The following is an 18862-nucleotide window of genomic DNA, read 5'->3' as shown; positions in this document are numbered from 1 at the left end:
GAGATTATCGTTAAATTGAAAAGGAAGAAAGGACTTTACCAATGGACTTCATCGAAAAAGCGATAAAAAAGATTGAAGAAGGTTCAATTTCTGAAGGGCTGGGTTTATTAGAGCAATATAAAACAAGCGATGATGAAAATTTGCTATTTGAAACAGCGAAAACTTACGCACATTTTGGTTTTTTAGATAAAGCTGAAGAAATTACATCTCAATTATTGCAACGTTTCCCAAATGATGGAGAACTGCTTGTTTTTTCAGCAGAGTGTTTTATTGAGCTGGGCGAAGATGAAAGGGCAATGGAACGGTTAGATCAAGTGACGCAAAATGATGAAAATTATTTAAGTGCTTTGCTTTTATTAGCTGATCTGTATCAATCCCAAGGTTTGGAGGAAGTTGCTGAAAGAAAATTAATGGAAGCTTATGATTATGAACCATCGGAACCTGTCATTTGGTACGGTCTTGCTGAATTTTACTTAAATCAGGGTAACCCTTATAAAGCGAATGTTTTTTATGAAAAAGTGCTTAATGAAAGTGAATTTATTCCGGATCATTCTATTTATTTGCATTATGCTGAATCGTTGAGCTTAATTGGTGAGTTTGAGAAAGCATTGCCTCTTTATGAAAAAGGGTTAGAGTCTGAAATTAATTTAGACGGTTTGTTTCGTTTTGGGTATACTGCTTTTAAAGCCGGGGAATATAAGGCTGCTATTCAAGCCCTAGAAAAGCTAAAATCAGCTGATAAGCAATATAGCACACTTTATCCGTTATTGGCCAAAGCATATGAAGCGGTTGGCGCCACCAGTGAAGCCAAGGCAGTGTTAGAAGAAGGCATGTTAGAAGACGAACATAATGAAGAATTGTATCTGGAATTAAGCCAACTTGCATTAAAATCAGGAGATCCATCATCTGCTGAACAAAATTTAAAGAAAATTTTTCAATTGAATCCTGGATCATTTAGAGCCTCACAAATGTTCATTTCACTCTTGAAAAGGGATGAGCGTTATGATGAAATGATTAATCATATTCTTCATTTAAAAGAAATCGAAGAAACCGAGCCGATATTTGATTGGGAACTCGCCGAAGCTTACGAAAAAAATGAAGAATATGAAAAAGCTGGAAAGTATTATGACGCAAGCTATCCACATTTTAAAAACAATAGTGACTTTCTTGAGCAGTACGGCCGCTTTCTAATGGAAGAAGGGAAAACCGAGGAAGCAAAAACATGCTTTGTTCAAGCAATAAAGATGGACAGTAGTTTAACCCATCTCGAGGAGTTAGTTTGGGAAATGGAAAATCGCTAATTGGATTGATTTTATTCTTGTTTTTTTGCAGGATTTTTAATAAATATAAAGAATTTTTATGTAAAGAGCGATTAAAAAGCGCTGAAAAGGAGGGGTCTACATGAACAGCTCCATTTCGATTGCCGAGAAGAAAGAATTTCTAAAATGGTTTTTAAAAAATTATCGATTCCATAAGCGGGAATGTGTCTGGCTCATCAATTACTTTATTAGTGATGACCTTGTCATGGAAAATCTTCATTTTGTAGAGAAGGCTGAATATTGCCCAAAAGCAATTATTCTCTCTACCGTTTGTTCAAATGAAGTTCCTTTTCGCTTTTTGAAAGAAAATATTGTCACTTCTGATGTTGAAAAATCTTTTCATGATATCCGTTTAAACCCTGAAGAACAGGTTTTTGTCCAGCTTAATTTTCAACATTCAAACAAAAACCCTCAGTATAGTGTCGTGATGGAAGAAAATCCATTTTTACCGGAAAGCCTTCACCCAACCAAACAATATGAAATTTGGGCTGGTTTGATTCTTGACGAGGCGGTAACGAGCTATAGGGAGCAATGCCTATACGAAAAAATAAACGAAGCGCTTGATAACAAAGATAAAGAAACCTTCTTGAAATTAACTGAACAATTAAAACGAGAAAGGTCCTCTATGCAATGAGGAGCTTTTTTTTATGCTATGATAGAATAAAAAGGTAATTATATGGGGAATTTTTCTATAGAAAGGAAGATTATTTTTGAAATGGAATTCGAAAGAAATTGATATTTACTTAACTTCAAAAGAATATGTTGATACGGCTTTCATAACTTTAATCCCGATTTCTTTTAACGGTGAAATGAAGCAATCTGTAGCAATGGGCGAATTCAGCACCGTTTTAACAAATGAAATTGAAAGGCAGCTTCATGGAAGGACGCTGGCTTTTCCGCCGTTCACCTATTTAAAGTCTGAAGAAAGAGAAAAAAAGTTAAACAGGCTAAAGGAATGGACTAGCAAACTGTTCGAGCAAGGATTTCAGCATCTTTTTTTATTTACATCGGATACGGAGTGGAAACAATTTGAGCATGATTTAGATGCGGCGCTTATCTGGCTGCCAGTTATACCTCTCGAACATATGGACGGGAAGTATAAAGCGGAAATTTTGCAAGAGCAAACGAAACAACTTCTTCAAATTGTAACAAATAAGTGGCAAACGGAAAGTTAACCCGCTCAACACAGTAATTCAGCGCTTCATAATATTGACAGTAACCGCTTGATTCGCTATCATGGGTATGTCCTAGTAATCTGTGTGATTTTAATTTTAACAACGAATACAACTTTAAAGATAGGAGGGAAACCAATTGGCGAAAAAAAATGAAATTTCAAGACGGCAATTTCTGAACTACACCCTTATGGGTACTGGAGGTTTCATGGCGGCTGGTATGTTAATGCCGATGGTTCGTTTTGCGATTGATCCAATCTTAAAGACGGAAGCGGCATCTGACATGGTAGACATCGATATGAAAGTTGATGATATCACAACAGAACCCCAAATGAAGAAGTTTAAAGTTCATCAAGTTGACGGATGGTATGAGTCAGACGTTGAACAAGCAGCTTTTGTTTTTAAAAACGATAAAGGCGATATCGTTGCGTTATCACCTGTCTGTAAGCATTTGGGCTGTACAGTTGACTGGGGTACAAACCCTGCATACCCAGATGAGTTCTTCTGTCCATGCCATGCTGGACGCTATTACAAAGATGGCGTTAACGTTGAAGGAACGCCACCGCTTGCTCCACTGGATGTCTATGAAATGGATATTAAGGATGGTAAAGTGTTTTTAGGAAAACCGATGCCTCATCCAAAAGCTTAAATTAGGAGGTGAAGAACATGCTTCAGAAAATGTATGACTGGGTTGACGAACGGCTTGACATTACTCCGTTATGGCGTGATATTGCCGATCATGAAGTTCCTGAACACGTAAACCCTGCCCATCACTTTTCAGCTTTTGTTTACTGTTTTGGCGGATTAACTTTCTTCATTGTTGTTATTCAAATTTTATCAGGTATGTTCCTAACAATGTATTACGTTCCTGACGTTATTAACGCTTGGGAATCTGTTTATTATCTACAAAACGAAGTTGCCTTCGGTGTTATCGTAAGGGGTATGCACCACTGGGGAGCCAGTTTAGTCATTGTCATGTTATTTTTACATACATTAAGAGTATTTTTCCAAGGCGCTTACAAGAAACCGCGTGAACTTAACTGGGTAGTTGGCGTATTAATTTTCTTCGTTATGCTTGGATTAGGTTTCACTGGGTACTTGCTTCCTTGGGATATGAAAGCATTATTCGCAACAAAAGTAGGCCTGCAAATTGCAGAAGCGGTGCCATTTGTTGGTACAGCTATCAAAACGTTGTTAGCTGGTGACGCAACAGTTATCGGTGCGCAGACATTGGCTCGTTTCTTTGCGATCCATGTATTTTTCTTACCTGCAGCATTGCTTGGACTGTTAGCTGCTCACTTTATTATGATTCGAAAACAAGGTATTTCTGGCCCGCTATAGGATTCGAATTTTTAAGTAAAAGGAGGGAAAACAATGCACCGTGGTAAAGGTATGAAGTTTGTTGGCGATTCCAGAATTCCAGCAAAAAAGACCTCTTACATTCCTAAAGATTATTCTGAATATCCCGGGAAAACAGAAGCGTTCTGGCCTAACTTCTTACTAAAAGAATGGATGGTTGGGGCTGTTTTCTTAATAGGGTATTTAATTTTAACTGTTGCGCATCCTTCACCATTGGAACGGGTAGCGGATCCAACCGATACTTCGTATATCCCGCTCCCTGACTGGTACTTTCTCTTCTTGTATCAGTTATTAAAATACAAATATGCATCAGGCGACTTCACTTTAGTTGGTGCACTTATTATTCCTGGTGTAGCGTTTACAGCATTATTGCTGGCACCTTGGCTTGACAAAGGACCTGAACGCAGGCCTTCTAAACGACCAATTACGGTAAGCATTATGCTTTTGGCTGTTATTTCAGTTATTTACTTAACTTGGGAGTCTGTTGTTACCCATGACTGGGAAAAAGCGGCGGCGCAAGGTGAAATTAAAGAAGAAGTTGAATTTGATAAAGAAGCGGAAGGTTACCAAATTTATTCAGAACAAAGCTGTGTTCAGTGTCATGGTGAGAATTTAGAAGGTGGAGTTGGCCCAGGGCTTGCTGGTACAGGACTATCCGCTGAAGAAATTGCAGACATTGCGGTTAATGGCCTTCCACCAGGAATGCCGCCGAACGCTTTTGAAGGTTCAGATGAAGAACTTCAAAAACTTGCAGAATTTATTGCATCACTTGAATAATGAAATAATCAAAACTCGGCTATTGCCGAGTTTTTTTACTAATCCGGCTTCCGGCCTCTGACTTCTGTAAAGGCAGGCGTTTTATCGATGTGGATTTTTTACATATTAAAACAACGCTCAATCCTCTGGGTTTTGCTTCTCATTAACATACTTGGCACGATTTATGGCTACTATTGGTACCGTTATCAATTAGATGATACACCATGGTACTTCTTGCCGTTTGTTCCTGACAGCCCAACAGCAAGCCTTTTCTTTGTTTTTGTATTAATTGGATTTTTATTGGGTAGAAATTTCCCGCTTATCGAAGCATTGGCAGCGATTACATTGTTTAAATATGGGATTTGGGCTGTAGGAATGAATATTGGCGGAATCGTTGCAACAGGACAAATAACAATCGAAAATTGGATGTTAATTTTTTCTCATTTAGGTATGGCGATCCAAGGATTGTTATATGCTCCCTTTTATCGGATAACATTCATTCATTTCTTCATTGCAACGTTATGGACATTTCATAATGATGTGATTGATTATGTATTTCTTATGTTTCCGAGATATCCATCACTCGATGAATATATGCCATTTATCGGTTATTTAACCTTTTGGCTATCGGTTTTAACCTGTTATCTTGTTTATCATGTTGCTGTAAAAAAAGAACGTTTAATATTGGATCTATAGTTGGTCTACTCTTGTCCTCTTTGTCATAAGCTTTATAGACAAAGGAGGACAACCAATAATGAAACGAATCTTATTTATTTTTCTAGCTATTTTTCTACTGCAGCCGCACTTTGTTTTTTCAAAAGAAAATGAGAGTCGTGATTGGGAAGCAACATTAAACCAAATGGCGGATCAAGTTCTTCAACTTGGGAAGCAACAAAAATATGAAGAAGCAAAAAAGGTCCTCATCAACTTTTCTCCTCTTTTTTTAAAAATTTCTGCCGAAAATGGACTAGCAATGAAAGATGTAAAAATGATGATTTATTCTTATGAACAGGCAGAGGAAGCGTTGGCGGCTGTTCAAATGGATGAGGTAAAAAGAATCGAGAAATTAACCCAATTTAGATTAGCTGTCAATGCGGTGTCAAGCGAACACCAACCGTTATGGAAAGAAGCGGAAAATGTCGTGATGAATCCACTAAATCAAGCCATTCAATCCATTGGAGCAGAGAATAGCAATCAATTTCAATTTTATTTAGAGAATTTTTTGGCCAAATATGAAATGATACGCCCATCGCTCGCCATTGACTTGCCGGAGCATGATTATGAACGTCTTGATTCATATATACGCTATTTAAAAAATAATGAAGGAAAAATTGTAGGACAAAATAAGAAAAAGCAACTTCTCGAAATTCATAAAGAATTTAAAGCGATATTTCATGAAAAAGAGCAATCAAGTGCTGATCCCGGTTTATTTAATGTGATTTACACGATTGGCGGAATCATTGCAGTTACATTAATTTATGTCGGATGGAGAAAATATAAAGGTGATAAAAAACGGAAAAAGATAAAAGACAAACATTAAAAATGTACAACTTATGAATTTTAAGGCAAAACAATTGACTCCTGCCCGTAATTTGACTAAAATTGACCATAGGAACACTCTAACTATATTTAAAAAAAGAAAGACGGTGAATGAGCAAAAATGGGATTTTTACTTTATTTCGCCATATTGCTTCTCGTGCCAATTTGGGCGCAGCTAAAAGTAAAAAAAGCTTACAGCAAATATTCGAAAATTCCTTCTTCATCCGGAATGACGGGTGCCCAAGTAGCGAGAAAAATTTTAGATGACAACGGTTTATATGATGTTGGAATAGAAGAAGTACGCGGAAGCTTAACCGATCATTACGATCCAAGAACAAAAACGGTTCGATTGTCTTCAGATAACTTCCATGGACATTCTATTGCAGGGACTGCGGTCGCTGCCCATGAAGTTGGCCACGCGATTCAAGATGCGGAGAACTATGCTTTCTTACGCTTCCGCCACGCCCTTGTCCCTGTAGCAAACCTTGGGTCAAACTTTTCGTTCATAATCATTCTTGTCGGACTGCTTTTGCAGCAAGCGAATATGATTTTGCTTGGAATTATCTTTATGGCTGCAGCCGTGCTATTCCAAGTTGTTACGCTTCCAGTGGAGTTTAATGCAAGCAACCGGGCAATGAACCAAATTGTAGCGCTCGGAATGATTCGCAATGACGAAGAACGTGAAACAAGAAAAGTGCTCGATGCTGCCGCGTTAACGTATGTTGCCGCTGCGCTCGTAGCTGTAATGGAGCTGCTGCGTTTTATTTTAATCTTTGTTGGAATGAGCAACGAAGAATAATGAATAACCCTGCCTGCTTTGGCGGGGTTTTCTTATGGCCTTTTTTATTCTTGAATGGGGTTTTTATTTTCATCAAGAGTAAATCCTTCACCAAGCACTTCATGTACATTCATAACCGAAACAAAAGCATGGGGATCAATTTTTTCAATCAGCGCTCTAAGGCGTACAAGCTCGTTTCGGCTGATTACACAATACAGGATCTCTTTTTGCTGCCCCGAATAATTTCCTTTTCCATTTAATATTGTTACGCCGCGATCCATATCGTTTGTAATTTTATCGGCTATGGCTTTAGGTTTTTCTGAAATGATCATGACCCCTCTTGCAGAATAGGCCGCTTCCTGTATAAAATCAATCACTCTCGCGCCTATAAAAACAGCTACTAAAGTATACATAGCTTCCCGATAATTTAAATAAATTAGTGAGATTGTTATGACAGTGGCATCAAAAACAAACATTGTTCTTCCAATGCTCCAGCCAAAATATTTTCTTCCAAGTCTTGCAATAATATCACTGCCACCTGTTGTTCCTCCAAAACGAAAAATAATGCCAAGTCCGATTCCGATAAATGTTCCCGCAAAAATTGCAGCTAACGTTAAATCTTCATGAAGCGGAAATGAAAGATTAGAATAAGCTTGAAAAAACCATAAAAAAAGAGAAACGGACAGTGTCCCGATGATGGTATAAATAAAGGTGGTACGACTAAGCAGTTTCCATCCGATGAAAAAAATAGGAACGTTTAAAAGAAAGTTAGAAAGAGAAGGATTGATCCCGAATATAAAATAAAGAAGGAGCGTAATGCCTGTGAAACCGCCTTCGGTCAAATTGTTTTCCATATTAAAGTGAACGATCCCAAAAGAAAAGATAGCGGCACCCAATAATATAAAAAGCAGATTTTTAAGCTTTATTTGCAATTTTCACCCTTCTTTCCAATTGTTTTGACCATTCATAACTATAATTTGCACTGTTTCATCTCATTTAAACATTTGTAAAATGACATTAATTTAGCTAACATGAATGATGACAATGGATAATGGGGTGGGCGAATGAATGAAAAATCGGTAAAGCAAGTCCAAAGTGAAGTACACGAATACATATCTCAATTTAAAGAAGGTTATTTCAGCCCTCTCGCTATGCTCGCCAGAATGGCGGAAGAATTGGGCGAACTTGCTAGAGAGGTTAACCATTATTATGGAGAAAAGCCGAAAAAAACAAACGAAGAAATAAAAACAATTGAAGAAGAGCTTGGCGACTTGTTCTTTGTACTTGTCTGCTTTGCGAATTCTTTAGATATTGATTTAACAAACGCATTCGATTCCGTTATGAAAAAATTTAGTGAACGCGATTCAGACAGATGGACAAAGATTGAAAGGGGAACAGACAATGAATGATCAAACAATTCGTATTGTACTAGCAGGGCCAAGAGGAAAGATGGGCTCAGAAGCCGTAAAGATGGTTGCAGAAACAAAAAACTTTGAATTAATTGCTGCTGTTGATTCGAGAAACAATGGAAAGCAGTTAAAAGATTTGGAAGGCGTACTTCCATTAGAAGTTCCTGTATATGACGACTTAGAAGATTGTTTAATCGCTAATGAATGTGATGTGTTAATTGATTTAACGACTCCTGAAACAGGTAGAAAACATATGGAAATCGCTTTTCGCCACGGGGTAAGGCCTGTTGTTGGCACAACCGGATTCAGTGATCAGGATGTCACGGAATTATCCCAAATTGCAAATGAAAAGCGCTTAGGCGCTGTGATTGCACCAAACTTTGCAGTGGGTGCCGTTTTAATGATGAAATTCTCCCAAATGGCAGCTAAATATTTTCAAGACGTAGAAATCATTGAGCAGCACCATGATCAAAAATTGGATGCACCATCAGGAACGGCTGTTAAAACAGCGCAAATGATAACGCAAAATAGGGATGAAAAGCATCAAGGGCATCCAGATGAAAAAGAAACAATACAAGGGGTAAGAGGCGGCTCCATTGAAGGTATTCGAATTCATAGTGTCCGTCTCCCGGGTTTGGTAGCCCATCAAGAAGTTCTTTTTGGCGGTGAGGGACAAACATTAACGATTCGGCATGATTCAATTAATCGGGCGTCATTTATGCCTGGAGTAAAATTAGCAGTTGAAACCGTTATGAAGCTTGATACCCTTGTTTATGGCCTGGAAAATATTATTGATTAGAGTGTGAGAGAGATGCAACTAAAAATTGGCATTGCATGCTATCCGACAATTGGCGGCTCCGGAATCGTTGCTTCGGAACTTGGCAAATTGCTTGCAAAAAAAGGGCATTGCATTCATTTTTTTTCGTCGAGTGTCCCGTTTCGCCTCGGAAGGGTGTATCCAAACATTTTTTTTCACGAAGTAGAAGTGAACCAATACGCCGTCTTCCGCTATCCTCCGTATGATTTGACACTTGCGAGTAAGATGGCTGACATTATTAACCGGGAACAGTTGGATGTGTTGCATGTGCACTACGCGGTTCCTCATGCAATCTGTGCTTATTTAGCAAAACAAATCTCTGGCAAAGACGTAAAGATTGTGACGACATTACATGGTACCGATATTACCGTTCTTGGCTATGATCCGTCATTGTCAAATGTCATCCGATTTGGAATCGAAAATTCCGATCGGGTCACCGCGGTTTCACACGATTTAAAACGGCAGACGCAGGAACTGTTGAAGACGGACTTTCCAATCGAGACGGTACATAATTTTGTTGACGAAAAAACGTATTATAAAAGAACCGACAGCCGTCTAAAATGTGATTATCATATAAAACAAAACGAAAAAACAGTCGTACACATCTCTAATTTTAGAAAGGTAAAACGGGTAACCGATGTCATTTATATTTTTAAGGAAATTGCTGAACGGATACAAGCTAAGCTGCTGTTAGTTGGCGACGGGCCGGATCTCTCAACTGTCAGCCACTTAGTTGATGAGCTTGGATTGCGAAATAACGTTTTATTTTTAGGCAAACAAGAAAATGTCGCTGAAATTCTATCAATAAGCGATTTATTGCTATTGCCCTCAGAAAAAGAAAGCTTTGGCCTTGTTTTATTGGAGGCCATGGCTTGCAAAGTGCCAGTGATAGCAACCGCTGTTGGCGGGATACCAGAAGTGGTTGTGCATAATGAAACTGGTTTTTTAAGCCAAATTGGCGACATTGAAAGCATGGCGAGGTATGCCATCCGGCTGCTTACAGACGAAGCCCTTCATAAAACCTTTTCTGAAAATGCATATTCACGTGTGCATTCCCATTTTCATTCTGAAATCATTGTAAATGAATATGAAAAAATCTATCATGACATTTTGAATAAATAGTAGGTACCGATATGGAAAAAGTATTTGAAGACGCCAAACCAATTTTAGAAAAGTTATTAGAACATGGACATGAGGCTTACTTTGTCGGCGGTGCTGTCAGAGACTCCCTGCTGGGCCGTCCGATTCATGACATAGATATTGCGACTTCAGCAAAGCCGCAAGAAGTTCAGAAGCTATTTAAAAGCGTCATTCCTGTAGGAATTGAACACGGCACGGTTATCGTCGTTCTCAACGGCGTAGCTTATGAAGTCACAACCTTCCGCCGGGAAAGTGAGTATAAAGATTTTCGCAGGCCGAAACAGGTTGCCTTTATTTCCAATTTACATGAAGATTTGAAACGCCGTGATTTTACAATAAATGCGATGGCTCTCGATTACAACGGAAAGCTAATCGATCCATTTAACGGCCAAAAAGACATTGAGAATAAGCTCATTCGAACTGTCGGTTCACCTTATGAACGGTTTCAAGAGGATCCATTGCGAATGCTCCGGGCGATCCGTTTTTTATCGCAATTAAATTTTTCTTTGGAAAAAGAAACGTACAGCACAATAAAAAAAATGAATGCGCATATCACTCACTTATCCGTTGAACGGATTGCGCAGGAGTTTGAAAAACTGATGCTCGGACAAGCAAACAATAACGCTTTGCAGCATTTGGTGCAACTTGGCCTTTATCTGTATTTGCCCTGTTTGAAGGAATACCGTAAGGTGATCGAACAGCTTTCCGTTCTGAACCTTTCGATTTTATCAAATGCAAGCGAAGCATGGGCATTGCTCCTTTATTACATGGAAACCGAGCCGAGGAAAATTCTTAAAGCATGGAAATGTTCAAATGAATTAATGCGGCATGTTGAAATGCTGTTAACTGAACTAAAAAAAGATAGAGATAAGCAATTCGATCCGTTTCAATTTTATCAATTAGGACGTTCACTCAGCCTCTCTTATGTCCGTCTCTATACAATTATTTTTGGAGGAAATCTAAAAGAACATGTAAATGCGTTTAAAAAAACGTATGAAGAATTGCCGATAAAAGAGAGAAAAGAGTTGGCTGTTAATGGGAAAGACTTTTTAGCAATTATTGATAAAAAACCGGGACCGTGGCTTGCTGGCTTATTGTCAGAGATTGAAAAGGCCGTGATTAACAAAAAAGTACAGAACGATAAGAATAAACTTAGAGAGTGGGGCAAGAATTGGTACAATCAATTCGGGAAAAGCTTTTAGCGATGTTGCTGGAAAATAAAGATACGTATATCTCTGGGCAAATGATAAGTGAGAAATTAGGTTGTTCCCGCACGGCGGTGTGGAAACATATTTCCGAATTAAAAAAGGAGGGCTATGAAGTGGAAGGCCTGCAAAAGCGGGGCTATCGTTTAATTTCAACGCCAAATAATATAAGGCCGCACGATATCAAGTCAAATTTAAAGACGAAGTTTATCGGGCAAAAGATTGTATTTCAAGAAGTTGTTACATCTACCCAAGAGCTTGCCCAAAAGCTTGCGCAGGAAGGCGCAAAAGAAGGGACAGTCGTAGTGGCTGAACAGCAAATCAAGGGGAGGGGAAGGCTAGGAAGAACATGGGAGTCGCCAAAAGGATCCGGAATATGGATGAGTTTGATAATAAGGCCAAACATTCCGCCATTCCAAGCTCCCCAGCTTACGCTTTTAACTGCGGTTGCCATTGTGCAGGGCATTAAAAAGGCGACAGGCATTTCATGCGAAATTAAATGGCCAAACGACATTCTAATCAATGGGAGGAAGATTGTCGGAATTCTGACGGAAATGCAAGCAGAGTCTGATCGCGTTCAATCGATCATTATCGGAATGGGAATGAATGTAAATACCACATCATTTCCTGACAGCTTAAAACAAAAAGCAACGTCGCTACTCATTGAAAACGATGGGAAAGAAATCAACCGTGCACAACTTCTGCAAGCCATATTTGAACAATTTGAAATTCTATATATTGAATATCTAAAAAATGGATTCGAAGTCATAAAGCTCCGTTGGGAAAGCTATGCTGTAAGTCTCGGAAAAATAATTACAGCTCGTACGTTAACAGGTGAAATTACTGGCTATGCTAAAGGAATTACGGATCAAGGTGTATTATTGCTTGAAGATTATGAGGGGAAAACACATGAAATTTATTCCGCTGACATAGAAATCTCTTCACAATCGTAAATGTTCTTGTTATACTGTCATTATAATTGGGCAGTATCATAGCGGAGCTGCACCGCGGAACTGCACCAACAGCACTTTATCATGTGAAATATTGTCGTATTCTGCCTTGATCCATAGGACGGACGGGGACAGAGGGATGAAAATCAATGCTACTTTTGAAATCTATCCTTCTTTCCTTTGGAAGAAGGATTTTTGATTTTCTACCCTCTAATAAAGCCAAAAACTTGAAAAAGAGGGGATTTAAATGAAGAGCACAACTGATTTTTTGAAATTGAAAGAAAATAAAGAACCGATTGCAATGGTTACCGCTTATGATTATCCTTCAGCATGTTTGGCTGAAAAAGCAGGAATTGACATGATCCTTGTAGGCGACTCTTTAGGAATGGTTGTTTTAGGTTATGATTCAACTGTCTATGTTACGCTTGAGGACATGATTGTCCATACGAAAGCTGTAAAAAGAGGAGCAGCAGACACGTTTATCGCTGCTGATATGCCGTTCATGACGTATCACTCTTCTTTTGCCCAAACGTTAGAGAATGCAAAACAATTGATTCAAATTGCAGGCGCCAACGCAGTGAAGCTTGAAGGAAGCGGAGAGGTAATCGATCATATTTATAAATTAACCCAGGCAGGCGTTCCAGTCGTTGGCCATTTAGGATTGACTCCGCAATTAGTAGGCGTGCTTGGGGGCTTTAAAGTCCAGGGCAAAGATGCTGAAGCAGCACGTAAATTAATTGATGATGCAAAGCGTGTTCAATCGGCCGGAGCTTTTGCACTCGTGCTTGAATGCGTACCTGAACAAGTCGCTGCGATTGTGAGTGAAGAACTGTCCATCCCAACAATCGGAATAGGGGCAGGGGCAAAAACAGATGGACAAGTACTTGTCTACCATGATTTAATTGGGTATGGAGGCCATCGCGTACCTAAGTTTGTAAAGCAATACACCAATGTTTCACTTCCTATTGAAGAAGCATTAGTACAATACATCGCTGATGTAAAGACGAAAGTTTTCCCAAGTAAAGAGCATACATTTTCCATCAAAACGGAAGAGCTCGATACATTATACGGAGGAATACGTTCATGATCGTCGTTCAAACGGTAAAAGAAATGCAAGAGCTCTCAAAAAAATATAAAATAGCCGGAAAGTCAATTGGTTATGTTGCAACAATGGGTTTTCTGCATGAGGGTCATTTGGAACTAGTGAAGAGGGCACGGGAAAAAGATCATATTGTTGTGATGAGCATTTTCGTCAACCCGACACAGTTTGGCCCAAATGAAGATTTCGATCAATACCCTCGTGATTTTGAAAGGGATCGCCAGTTGGCACAAGAGCACGGAGTTGACATTCTCTTTTACCCATCTGTTTCGGAAATGTATCCATTTGAACAAACAACAGAAATTCATGTTGTTAGAAGAACAGATGTGCTATGTGGCAAATCTAGGCCTGGGCATTTTGAAGGGGTTGCAACCGTCCTTTTTAAATTGTTTCATATTGTGATGCCTGACAATGTTTATTTTGGCTTGAAAGATGCCCAACAAGTAGCAGTAATCGACGGGTTTTTAAAAGACTACTTCTTTCCGATAAATCTCATTCCATGTCCAACCGTACGGGAAGAGGATGGGCTTGCTAAGAGTTCGCGGAATGTAAATTTGACGGCTGAAGAACGGAAAGAAGCTCCGATATTATACCAATCGTTACGAGAAGCAAAAAAGATGTCTGAAGATGGCGAATATGATGCTGATAAAATTTTACGTTTTATTTATAATAAAATAGAACAGTCGATTTCAGGAAAAATCGATTATGTTGAGATTTTATCCTATCCGGATTTAAAGCCAATAAAGAGATTAAATGGGCAAGTAATCATTGCGATTGCCGTTCGTTATTCGAAGGTTAGATTGATCGATAACATAATTTGGACAATTGGGGGGGGGAAGTGAATGTATCGGACAATGATGAAAGGCAAAATCCACCGGGCGAGAGTGACTGAAGCAAACTTGAATTATGTTGGAAGTGTTACAATTGATCAAGATATTCTTGATGCCGTGGACATGCTCCCGAATGAAAAAGTTCAGATTGTCAACAACAATAACGGGGCCCGTTTTGAAACGTATATCATTCCTGGAAAAAGAGGCAGTGGTGTCATTTGTATAAATGGAGCCGCGGCCAGACTAGTACAAGAAGGCGACGTCGTCATTATTATTTCGTATGCTCTCGTTTCGGAAAAAGAATTAAAAGATTATTCCCCGCGAGTTGCGATTATGAATGAAAAAAATGAAATTGAGGATTTGATTACCCACGAGCCGGAAGCTACTGTTATTCTTTAATTGACTTTTTCAGTGAAAGATACTTGGTCACCAAGGAGCAACAATCTTGTTGCTCTTTTAAATTCCCTTGCAAAACGTTTCAAGATCATTGAAAATGTATGGTGATGACATGAAAAAATGGCTATTCATTTTTGCTCTTTTGCTTATTTTTGTTGTTATACAGAGTATTTATTTATATAATCGAGCTTTAGAACCAATTAACAAAGCAGAGAAAACTGCCGTAAATTTAGCAAAAGAGCACTATAAACTAAAAAAAATCGAAGAAGTTACATACTTTAATGGGGAAGAATCATTTCAAATCATCCAAGCTCTAGATAATAATGACGAAAATATTATTATTTGGGTTCCGGATAAAAACACAAAAAATATGGTAATGAAAAAAAAGGAAGACGGGCTTACCGAAAAACAAGTGAAAAAGTTCGCTGTTTCAGAGCTTGATATAAAAAAATTAAAAGACATACGCCTTGGTATGAAACAAGGAAAGCCGGCTTGGGAAATAACGTTTATAGATTCCGAAGGACGGTATAGTTTTTATTATCTACAATTTGACGGCGAGACTTGGATTGAGAACTATCGTTTAAAAGCGGTTTAGAAAAATGATAGAAAACAATGGAACTAGGATGGTGGGAAAAATCATGCAAATTTCAAAAAGAGTATCTGCGTTAACACCTTCTTCAACGTTGGAAATAACGGCTAAAGCAAAAGCGCTTAAAGCTGCAGGACATGATGTCATTGGACTGGGAGCCGGAGAACCAGATTTTAACACCCCAGAACATATCATTGAAGCAGCTTATAAATCACTCGTTGAAGGGCATACAAAATACACCCCTTCCGGAGGATTGCCTGAACTAAAAAAAAGTATCATTAGAAAGTTTAAAGATGATCAGGGATTAGACTACAGTTCGGATGAAATCATCGTTTGTTCTGGCGCCAAACACGCACTGTATACGCTTTTTCAAGCAACATTAAACGAAAATGACGAAGTGATTATCCCGACACCTTTTTGGGTTAGCTACCCGGAACAAGTGAAGCTGGCTGGCGGCATACCAATTTATATTGAAGGAAAAGAAGAAAATTCATTTAAAATAACTCCAGAACAAATTGAAGCCTCGGTTTCCGGCAATACAAAAGCAATCATTGTTAATTCACCTAGCAATCCAACAGGTGTCCTTTATACAGAAGAAGAGTTAAAGGCAATTGGTGAGGTATGCATCAAGCATGATCTTCTTATTGTTTCTGACGAAATCTATGAAAAACTTACCTACGGGCAAGCAAAGCACGTCTCCATCGCAGAGATATCTGACGAATTGAAAAAGCAAACGATGATCATTAACGGCGTTTCCAAATCCCATTCGATGACAGGATGGAGAATTGGCTATGCTGCAGGGAATGTCCAAATTATTAAAGCAATGACAAACCTCGCAAGCCATAGCACATCTAATCCTACGACGGTTTCCCAATACGCAGCAATTGCAGCATATAACGGGCCGCAAGAGCCTTTGGAAAAGATGCGAGCAGCTTTTGAAGAAAGATTAAATAGCTTTTATGAGAAACTAACAGCGATTCAAGGATTTACTTGCATCAAACCTGAAGGAGCTTTTTATGTCTTCCCTAACGTTAAGGAAGCCGCAAAATTGACTGGTTTTACTTCAGTTGATGATTTTGCGAAAGCTTTGCTAGAAGAGGCTAACGTGGCAGTTGTCCCGGGTTCTGGGTTTGGTTCGCCGGATAATATTCGCTTGTCTTATGCTACATCACCTGATATTCTTGACGAAGCCGTTGAGAGAATTGCTCGTTTCGTGAAAGCACGTGTCCATAATTGAGAGGTTAGATTTTGATGAAATTGGCGAACTGCCAATTTATACTTATTTTTACTAACCGCTCCCACTAAACTGGGAGTCTGTTCCCTAAAGAAAAAACATTTTTGCTGGCTTTTTAAAAAATATAATAAAATGTAGTGCCTCTTTGACTGAAATAAATGGGGTGTAAAAATGAAAAGAGAGCATTTGCAAAAATGGTTGAATGAAGGTTCAACGTCCATTCCAAACCTTCTGCTTAAAAAATATAAACATATCGGAATTGACGAGGCTGAATGTATGCTGCTTATTCAAATTCATAGCTTCATAGAAAGAGGGAATCGATTCCCCACACCTGAAGAGCTTTCAAAGCGAATGACATTTTCAGATGAAGCTTGTATGCATCTCATTAAGCAATTGATTAACAAGGGGCTATTGAAGATAGAAGAGCATAAGGACACGGTTAAACAGTTCTATTCAGAATCTTATTCTCTTGTACCGTTATGGGAAGCGCTTGTTTTAAAAACGCTGCAAATGGAAGACACAGTTGAAAAGCTTCAAAATGAAGAAAGTACATATACTTTGTTCGAACAGGAATTCGGGCGCCCGCTTTCACCGATTGAATGTGAGACACTTACATTATGGATTGATGAGGACAATCATTCTGCCGCATTAATTAAAGCAGCCCTTAAAGAGGCGGTATTATCAGGAAAATTAAGCTTTCGTTATATTGATCGAATTTTATTTGAATGGAAGAAAAACGGTATAAAAACAGTGGAAGAAGCCCATAAATATGGAGAGAAATTTAGAAGGCACAGTCTCTCCAAACCTCAATCACAAGAGACTGATAAAAATAAAAAGGTGACCTATCCATTTTACAATTGGCTGTAAAACTTTAGCGGGATAAACATCCCGTTTTCTTTATGTTTCATGTTTTTGAAAGGAAGTTTGTTATGCTATCAAAAAAACAAGTCCTTTTTGTACTGGATGAAATCGAAAAAATGTTTCCAGACGCCCATTGTGAACTCCGGCATTCCAATCCTTTTGAATTAATGATTGCTGTCTTACTCTCAGCACAGTGTACCGATGCACTAGTAAACAAAGTGACCGAGAAATTATTTAAGAAATATAAAACACCAGAAGATTACCTTTCTGTTCCACTTGAGGAATTGGAACAAGATATTCGAAGCATTGGTTTGTACCGCAATAAAGCGAAAAATATCCAAAAGCTTTCATACATGCTTATTCATGAATATGGCGGCGTTATTCCAAAGAACCGGGATGAATTGATCAAATTCCCGGGAGTAGGGAGAAAAACAGCAAATGTCATTGTTTCCGTCGCGTTTGATGTTCCAGCCATAGCGGTTGATACACATGTCGAAAGAGTGAGTAAAAGGTTAGGAATATGCAGATGGAAAGATTCGGTATTACAAGTGGAAGAAACATTAATGAAAAAAATTCCGAAAGAACGATGGTCCAAAGCGCATCATCAACTTATTTTCTTTGGAAGATATCACTGTAAAGCGCAATCGCCGCAATGCGAAATATGTCCGCTTTTGGAAATTTGCCGGGAAGGCCAAAAAAGAATGAGGAGGAGGGGAGTTGTCGACGCAAAAAAATAACTTCATTCAATCCATCAGTGATTGCAGCATTTCTATTGATGTAAAAAATGTTACATTTGAATCGATCCTCGAGCAATGGGAAATGCGAGAGGGAGTAATCGAGGAACTTTTTAAAAAAAGAGACAGCGAAAAAGCGTTGGATTTGATGTTAATCGGAATCAAACTATATTTTCTCGCACTCTTTCTTGCAAATCAACGTCAATTTTCTAAAAACTCCATCATTCATTGGCAAGAACAGATTACGGATTTTTCTGTAAAACCCCTCAATTTAGAAGAAAGGCTTACGTATATAGTGAACAACCCAGATCATTACCATTCTTACTTTCAGCTTAAACAGCTTTTTGATATGAAAATAATATCTACTTGAAAACACAATGTCTTGATTTGTCAAGTACCCGGAAACAATTCCCATCGGAAAAAGGCAACGGGATGCCCGGGAAACACAAGTAAATGTTTCCAGTTATTATAGTGCTAGTTGTTTCTCGCCCTGATAACCCATGGCTCGAAGTCGGTTAGCCAGTTGTCTTTCACTACGTTCTTGATTCCGTTTCAGCAGATAGTCGGCTCCCAGTTCCTTGTAGTCTTCATCATTCAATAACAATTGCTAGGCGATGACTAATATTTTATGAGCGATGGCAATGGTAGCTTTTTTCTTACCGCGTCGTTTGGCCA

General features: G+C 38.7%; 23 protein-coding genes. 22 read left to right on the top strand and 1 reads right to left on the bottom strand.

Features of this window, described 5'->3' with window-relative positions:
- Positions 1–41: 41 nt before the first annotated feature.
- From DCC39_RS06025 to DCC39_RS05985, 9 genes are all read left to right on the top strand, one after another.
- Positions 42–1301, top strand: coding sequence for a tetratricopeptide repeat protein (locus tag DCC39_RS06025; protein ID WP_116553992.1), 1260 nt, complete (start codon positions 42–44; stop codon positions 1299–1301).
- A 100-nt stretch (positions 1302–1401) separates the two neighbouring features.
- On the top strand, positions 1402–1953 hold the full coding sequence (locus tag DCC39_RS06020; RefSeq protein WP_116553991.1) for a ReoY family proteolytic degradation factor: 552 nt from the start codon (positions 1402–1404) through the stop codon (positions 1951–1953).
- A gap of 76 nt (positions 1954–2029) precedes the next feature.
- Complete coding sequence (locus DCC39_RS06015; RefSeq protein WP_116553990.1) at positions 2030–2494, top strand: YpiF family protein; 465 nt, start codon at positions 2030–2032, stop codon at positions 2492–2494.
- Between the two features lie 187 nt (positions 2495–2681).
- Positions 2682–3140 (top strand): QcrA and Rieske domain-containing protein, encoded by a 459-nt coding sequence (locus DCC39_RS06010; RefSeq protein ID WP_240613558.1) that lies wholly within the window; start codon positions 2682–2684, stop codon positions 3138–3140.
- Positions 3141–3157: 17 nt separating this feature from the next.
- Entirely contained in the window at positions 3158–3832 is a 675-nt protein-coding gene (gene qcrB / locus DCC39_RS06005; protein WP_116553988.1) for a menaquinol-cytochrome c reductase cytochrome b subunit, read from the top strand.
- Between the two features lie 33 nt (positions 3833–3865).
- Entirely contained in the window at positions 3866–4627 is a 762-nt protein-coding gene (locus tag DCC39_RS06000; protein ID WP_116553987.1) for a menaquinol-cytochrome c reductase cytochrome b/c subunit, read from the top strand.
- A gap of 87 nt (positions 4628–4714) precedes the next feature.
- Positions 4715–5302, top strand: a complete 588-nt coding sequence (locus tag DCC39_RS05995) for a lipoprotein heptaprenylglyceryl N-acetyltransferase LhaT (RefSeq protein WP_116553986.1) — start codon at positions 4715–4717, stop codon at positions 5300–5302.
- Positions 5303–5360: 58 nt separating this feature from the next.
- Complete coding sequence (locus tag DCC39_RS05990; protein ID WP_116553985.1) at positions 5361–6146, top strand: sporulation protein YpjB; 786 nt, start codon at positions 5361–5363, stop codon at positions 6144–6146.
- Between the two features lie 120 nt (positions 6147–6266).
- On the top strand, positions 6267–6944 hold the full coding sequence (locus tag DCC39_RS05985; protein WP_116553984.1) for a zinc metallopeptidase: 678 nt from the start codon (positions 6267–6269) through the stop codon (positions 6942–6944).
- Between the two features lie 44 nt (positions 6945–6988).
- Here the strand turns inward: DCC39_RS05985 and DCC39_RS05980 are convergent, their stop codons facing one another.
- The gene (locus DCC39_RS05980; RefSeq protein ID WP_240613555.1) at positions 6989–7855 is read right to left on the bottom strand and encodes a YitT family protein; all 867 of its coding nucleotides are present in this window, start codon (positions 7853–7855) and stop codon (positions 6989–6991) included.
- A gap of 132 nt (positions 7856–7987) precedes the next feature.
- Between DCC39_RS05980 and DCC39_RS05975 the strand changes: the two genes are divergently transcribed.
- The 13 genes from DCC39_RS05975 (at position 7988) to DCC39_RS05915 (ending at position 18557) form a co-directional block, all read left to right on the top strand.
- Entirely contained in the window at positions 7988–8332 is a 345-nt protein-coding gene (locus DCC39_RS05975) for a nucleotide pyrophosphohydrolase (protein ID WP_116553983.1), read from the top strand.
- Entirely contained in the window at positions 8325–9131 is an 807-nt protein-coding gene (dapB, locus tag DCC39_RS05970; RefSeq protein WP_116553982.1) for a 4-hydroxy-tetrahydrodipicolinate reductase, read from the top strand. The genes DCC39_RS05975 and dapB overlap by 8 nt, the downstream gene beginning before the upstream one ends.
- A 12-nt stretch (positions 9132–9143) precedes the next feature.
- Positions 9144–10271, top strand: a complete 1128-nt coding sequence (gene bshA, locus DCC39_RS05965; protein WP_116553981.1) for an N-acetyl-alpha-D-glucosaminyl L-malate synthase BshA — start codon at positions 9144–9146, stop codon at positions 10269–10271.
- An 11-nt stretch (positions 10272–10282) separates the two neighbouring features.
- Positions 10283–11491 carry a CCA tRNA nucleotidyltransferase gene (locus tag DCC39_RS05960; protein WP_116553980.1) on the top strand — a complete coding sequence of 403 codons (1209 nt, stop codon included), beginning with the start codon at positions 10283–10285 and terminating at the stop codon, positions 11489–11491.
- A 2-nt stretch (positions 11492–11493) separates the two neighbouring features.
- Entirely contained in the window at positions 11494–12447 is a 954-nt protein-coding gene (locus DCC39_RS05955; protein ID WP_407071839.1) for a biotin--[acetyl-CoA-carboxylase] ligase, read from the top strand.
- Between the two features lie 244 nt (positions 12448–12691).
- The gene (panB, locus tag DCC39_RS05950; RefSeq protein ID WP_116553978.1) at positions 12692–13531 is read left to right on the top strand and encodes a 3-methyl-2-oxobutanoate hydroxymethyltransferase; all 840 of its coding nucleotides are present in this window, start codon (positions 12692–12694) and stop codon (positions 13529–13531) included.
- A complete protein-coding gene (gene panC, locus DCC39_RS05945; protein ID WP_116553977.1) occupies positions 13528–14385 on the top strand; it encodes a pantoate--beta-alanine ligase in 858 nt (285 codons plus the stop codon). Before panB ends, panC begins: the two co-directional genes overlap by 4 nt.
- Positions 14386–14772, top strand: coding sequence for an aspartate 1-decarboxylase (panD, locus tag DCC39_RS05940; protein ID WP_116553976.1), 387 nt, complete (start codon positions 14386–14388; stop codon positions 14770–14772).
- A gap of 109 nt (positions 14773–14881) precedes the next feature.
- Positions 14882–15364, top strand: a complete 483-nt coding sequence (locus DCC39_RS05935) for a cell wall elongation regulator TseB-like domain-containing protein (protein WP_133243471.1) — start codon at positions 14882–14884, stop codon at positions 15362–15364.
- A 43-nt stretch (positions 15365–15407) separates the two neighbouring features.
- Positions 15408–16595: a pyridoxal phosphate-dependent aminotransferase gene (locus DCC39_RS05930; RefSeq protein ID WP_116553974.1), complete on the top strand. Its 1188-nt coding sequence runs from the start codon at positions 15408–15410 to the stop codon at positions 16593–16595.
- Positions 16596–16763: 168 nt separating this feature from the next.
- Positions 16764–17459: a DnaD domain-containing protein gene (locus DCC39_RS05925; protein ID WP_116553973.1), complete on the top strand. Its 696-nt coding sequence runs from the start codon at positions 16764–16766 to the stop codon at positions 17457–17459.
- A gap of 62 nt (positions 17460–17521) precedes the next feature.
- Positions 17522–18190, top strand: coding sequence for an endonuclease III (gene nth, locus DCC39_RS05920; protein WP_116553972.1), 669 nt, complete (start codon positions 17522–17524; stop codon positions 18188–18190).
- A complete protein-coding gene (locus DCC39_RS05915) occupies positions 18171–18557 on the top strand; it encodes a YpoC family protein (RefSeq protein ID WP_116553971.1) in 387 nt (128 codons plus the stop codon). The genes nth and DCC39_RS05915 overlap by 20 nt, the downstream gene beginning before the upstream one ends.
- Positions 18558–18862 lie beyond the last annotated feature (305 nt).

Origin of the sequence: Pueribacillus theae, assembly GCF_003097615.1 — a bacterium.
GTDB classification, from domain to species: Bacteria; Bacillota; Bacilli; order Bacillales; family UBA6769; genus Pueribacillus; species Pueribacillus theae.
This window is presented reverse-complemented; position numbering and strand designations above follow the sequence as displayed.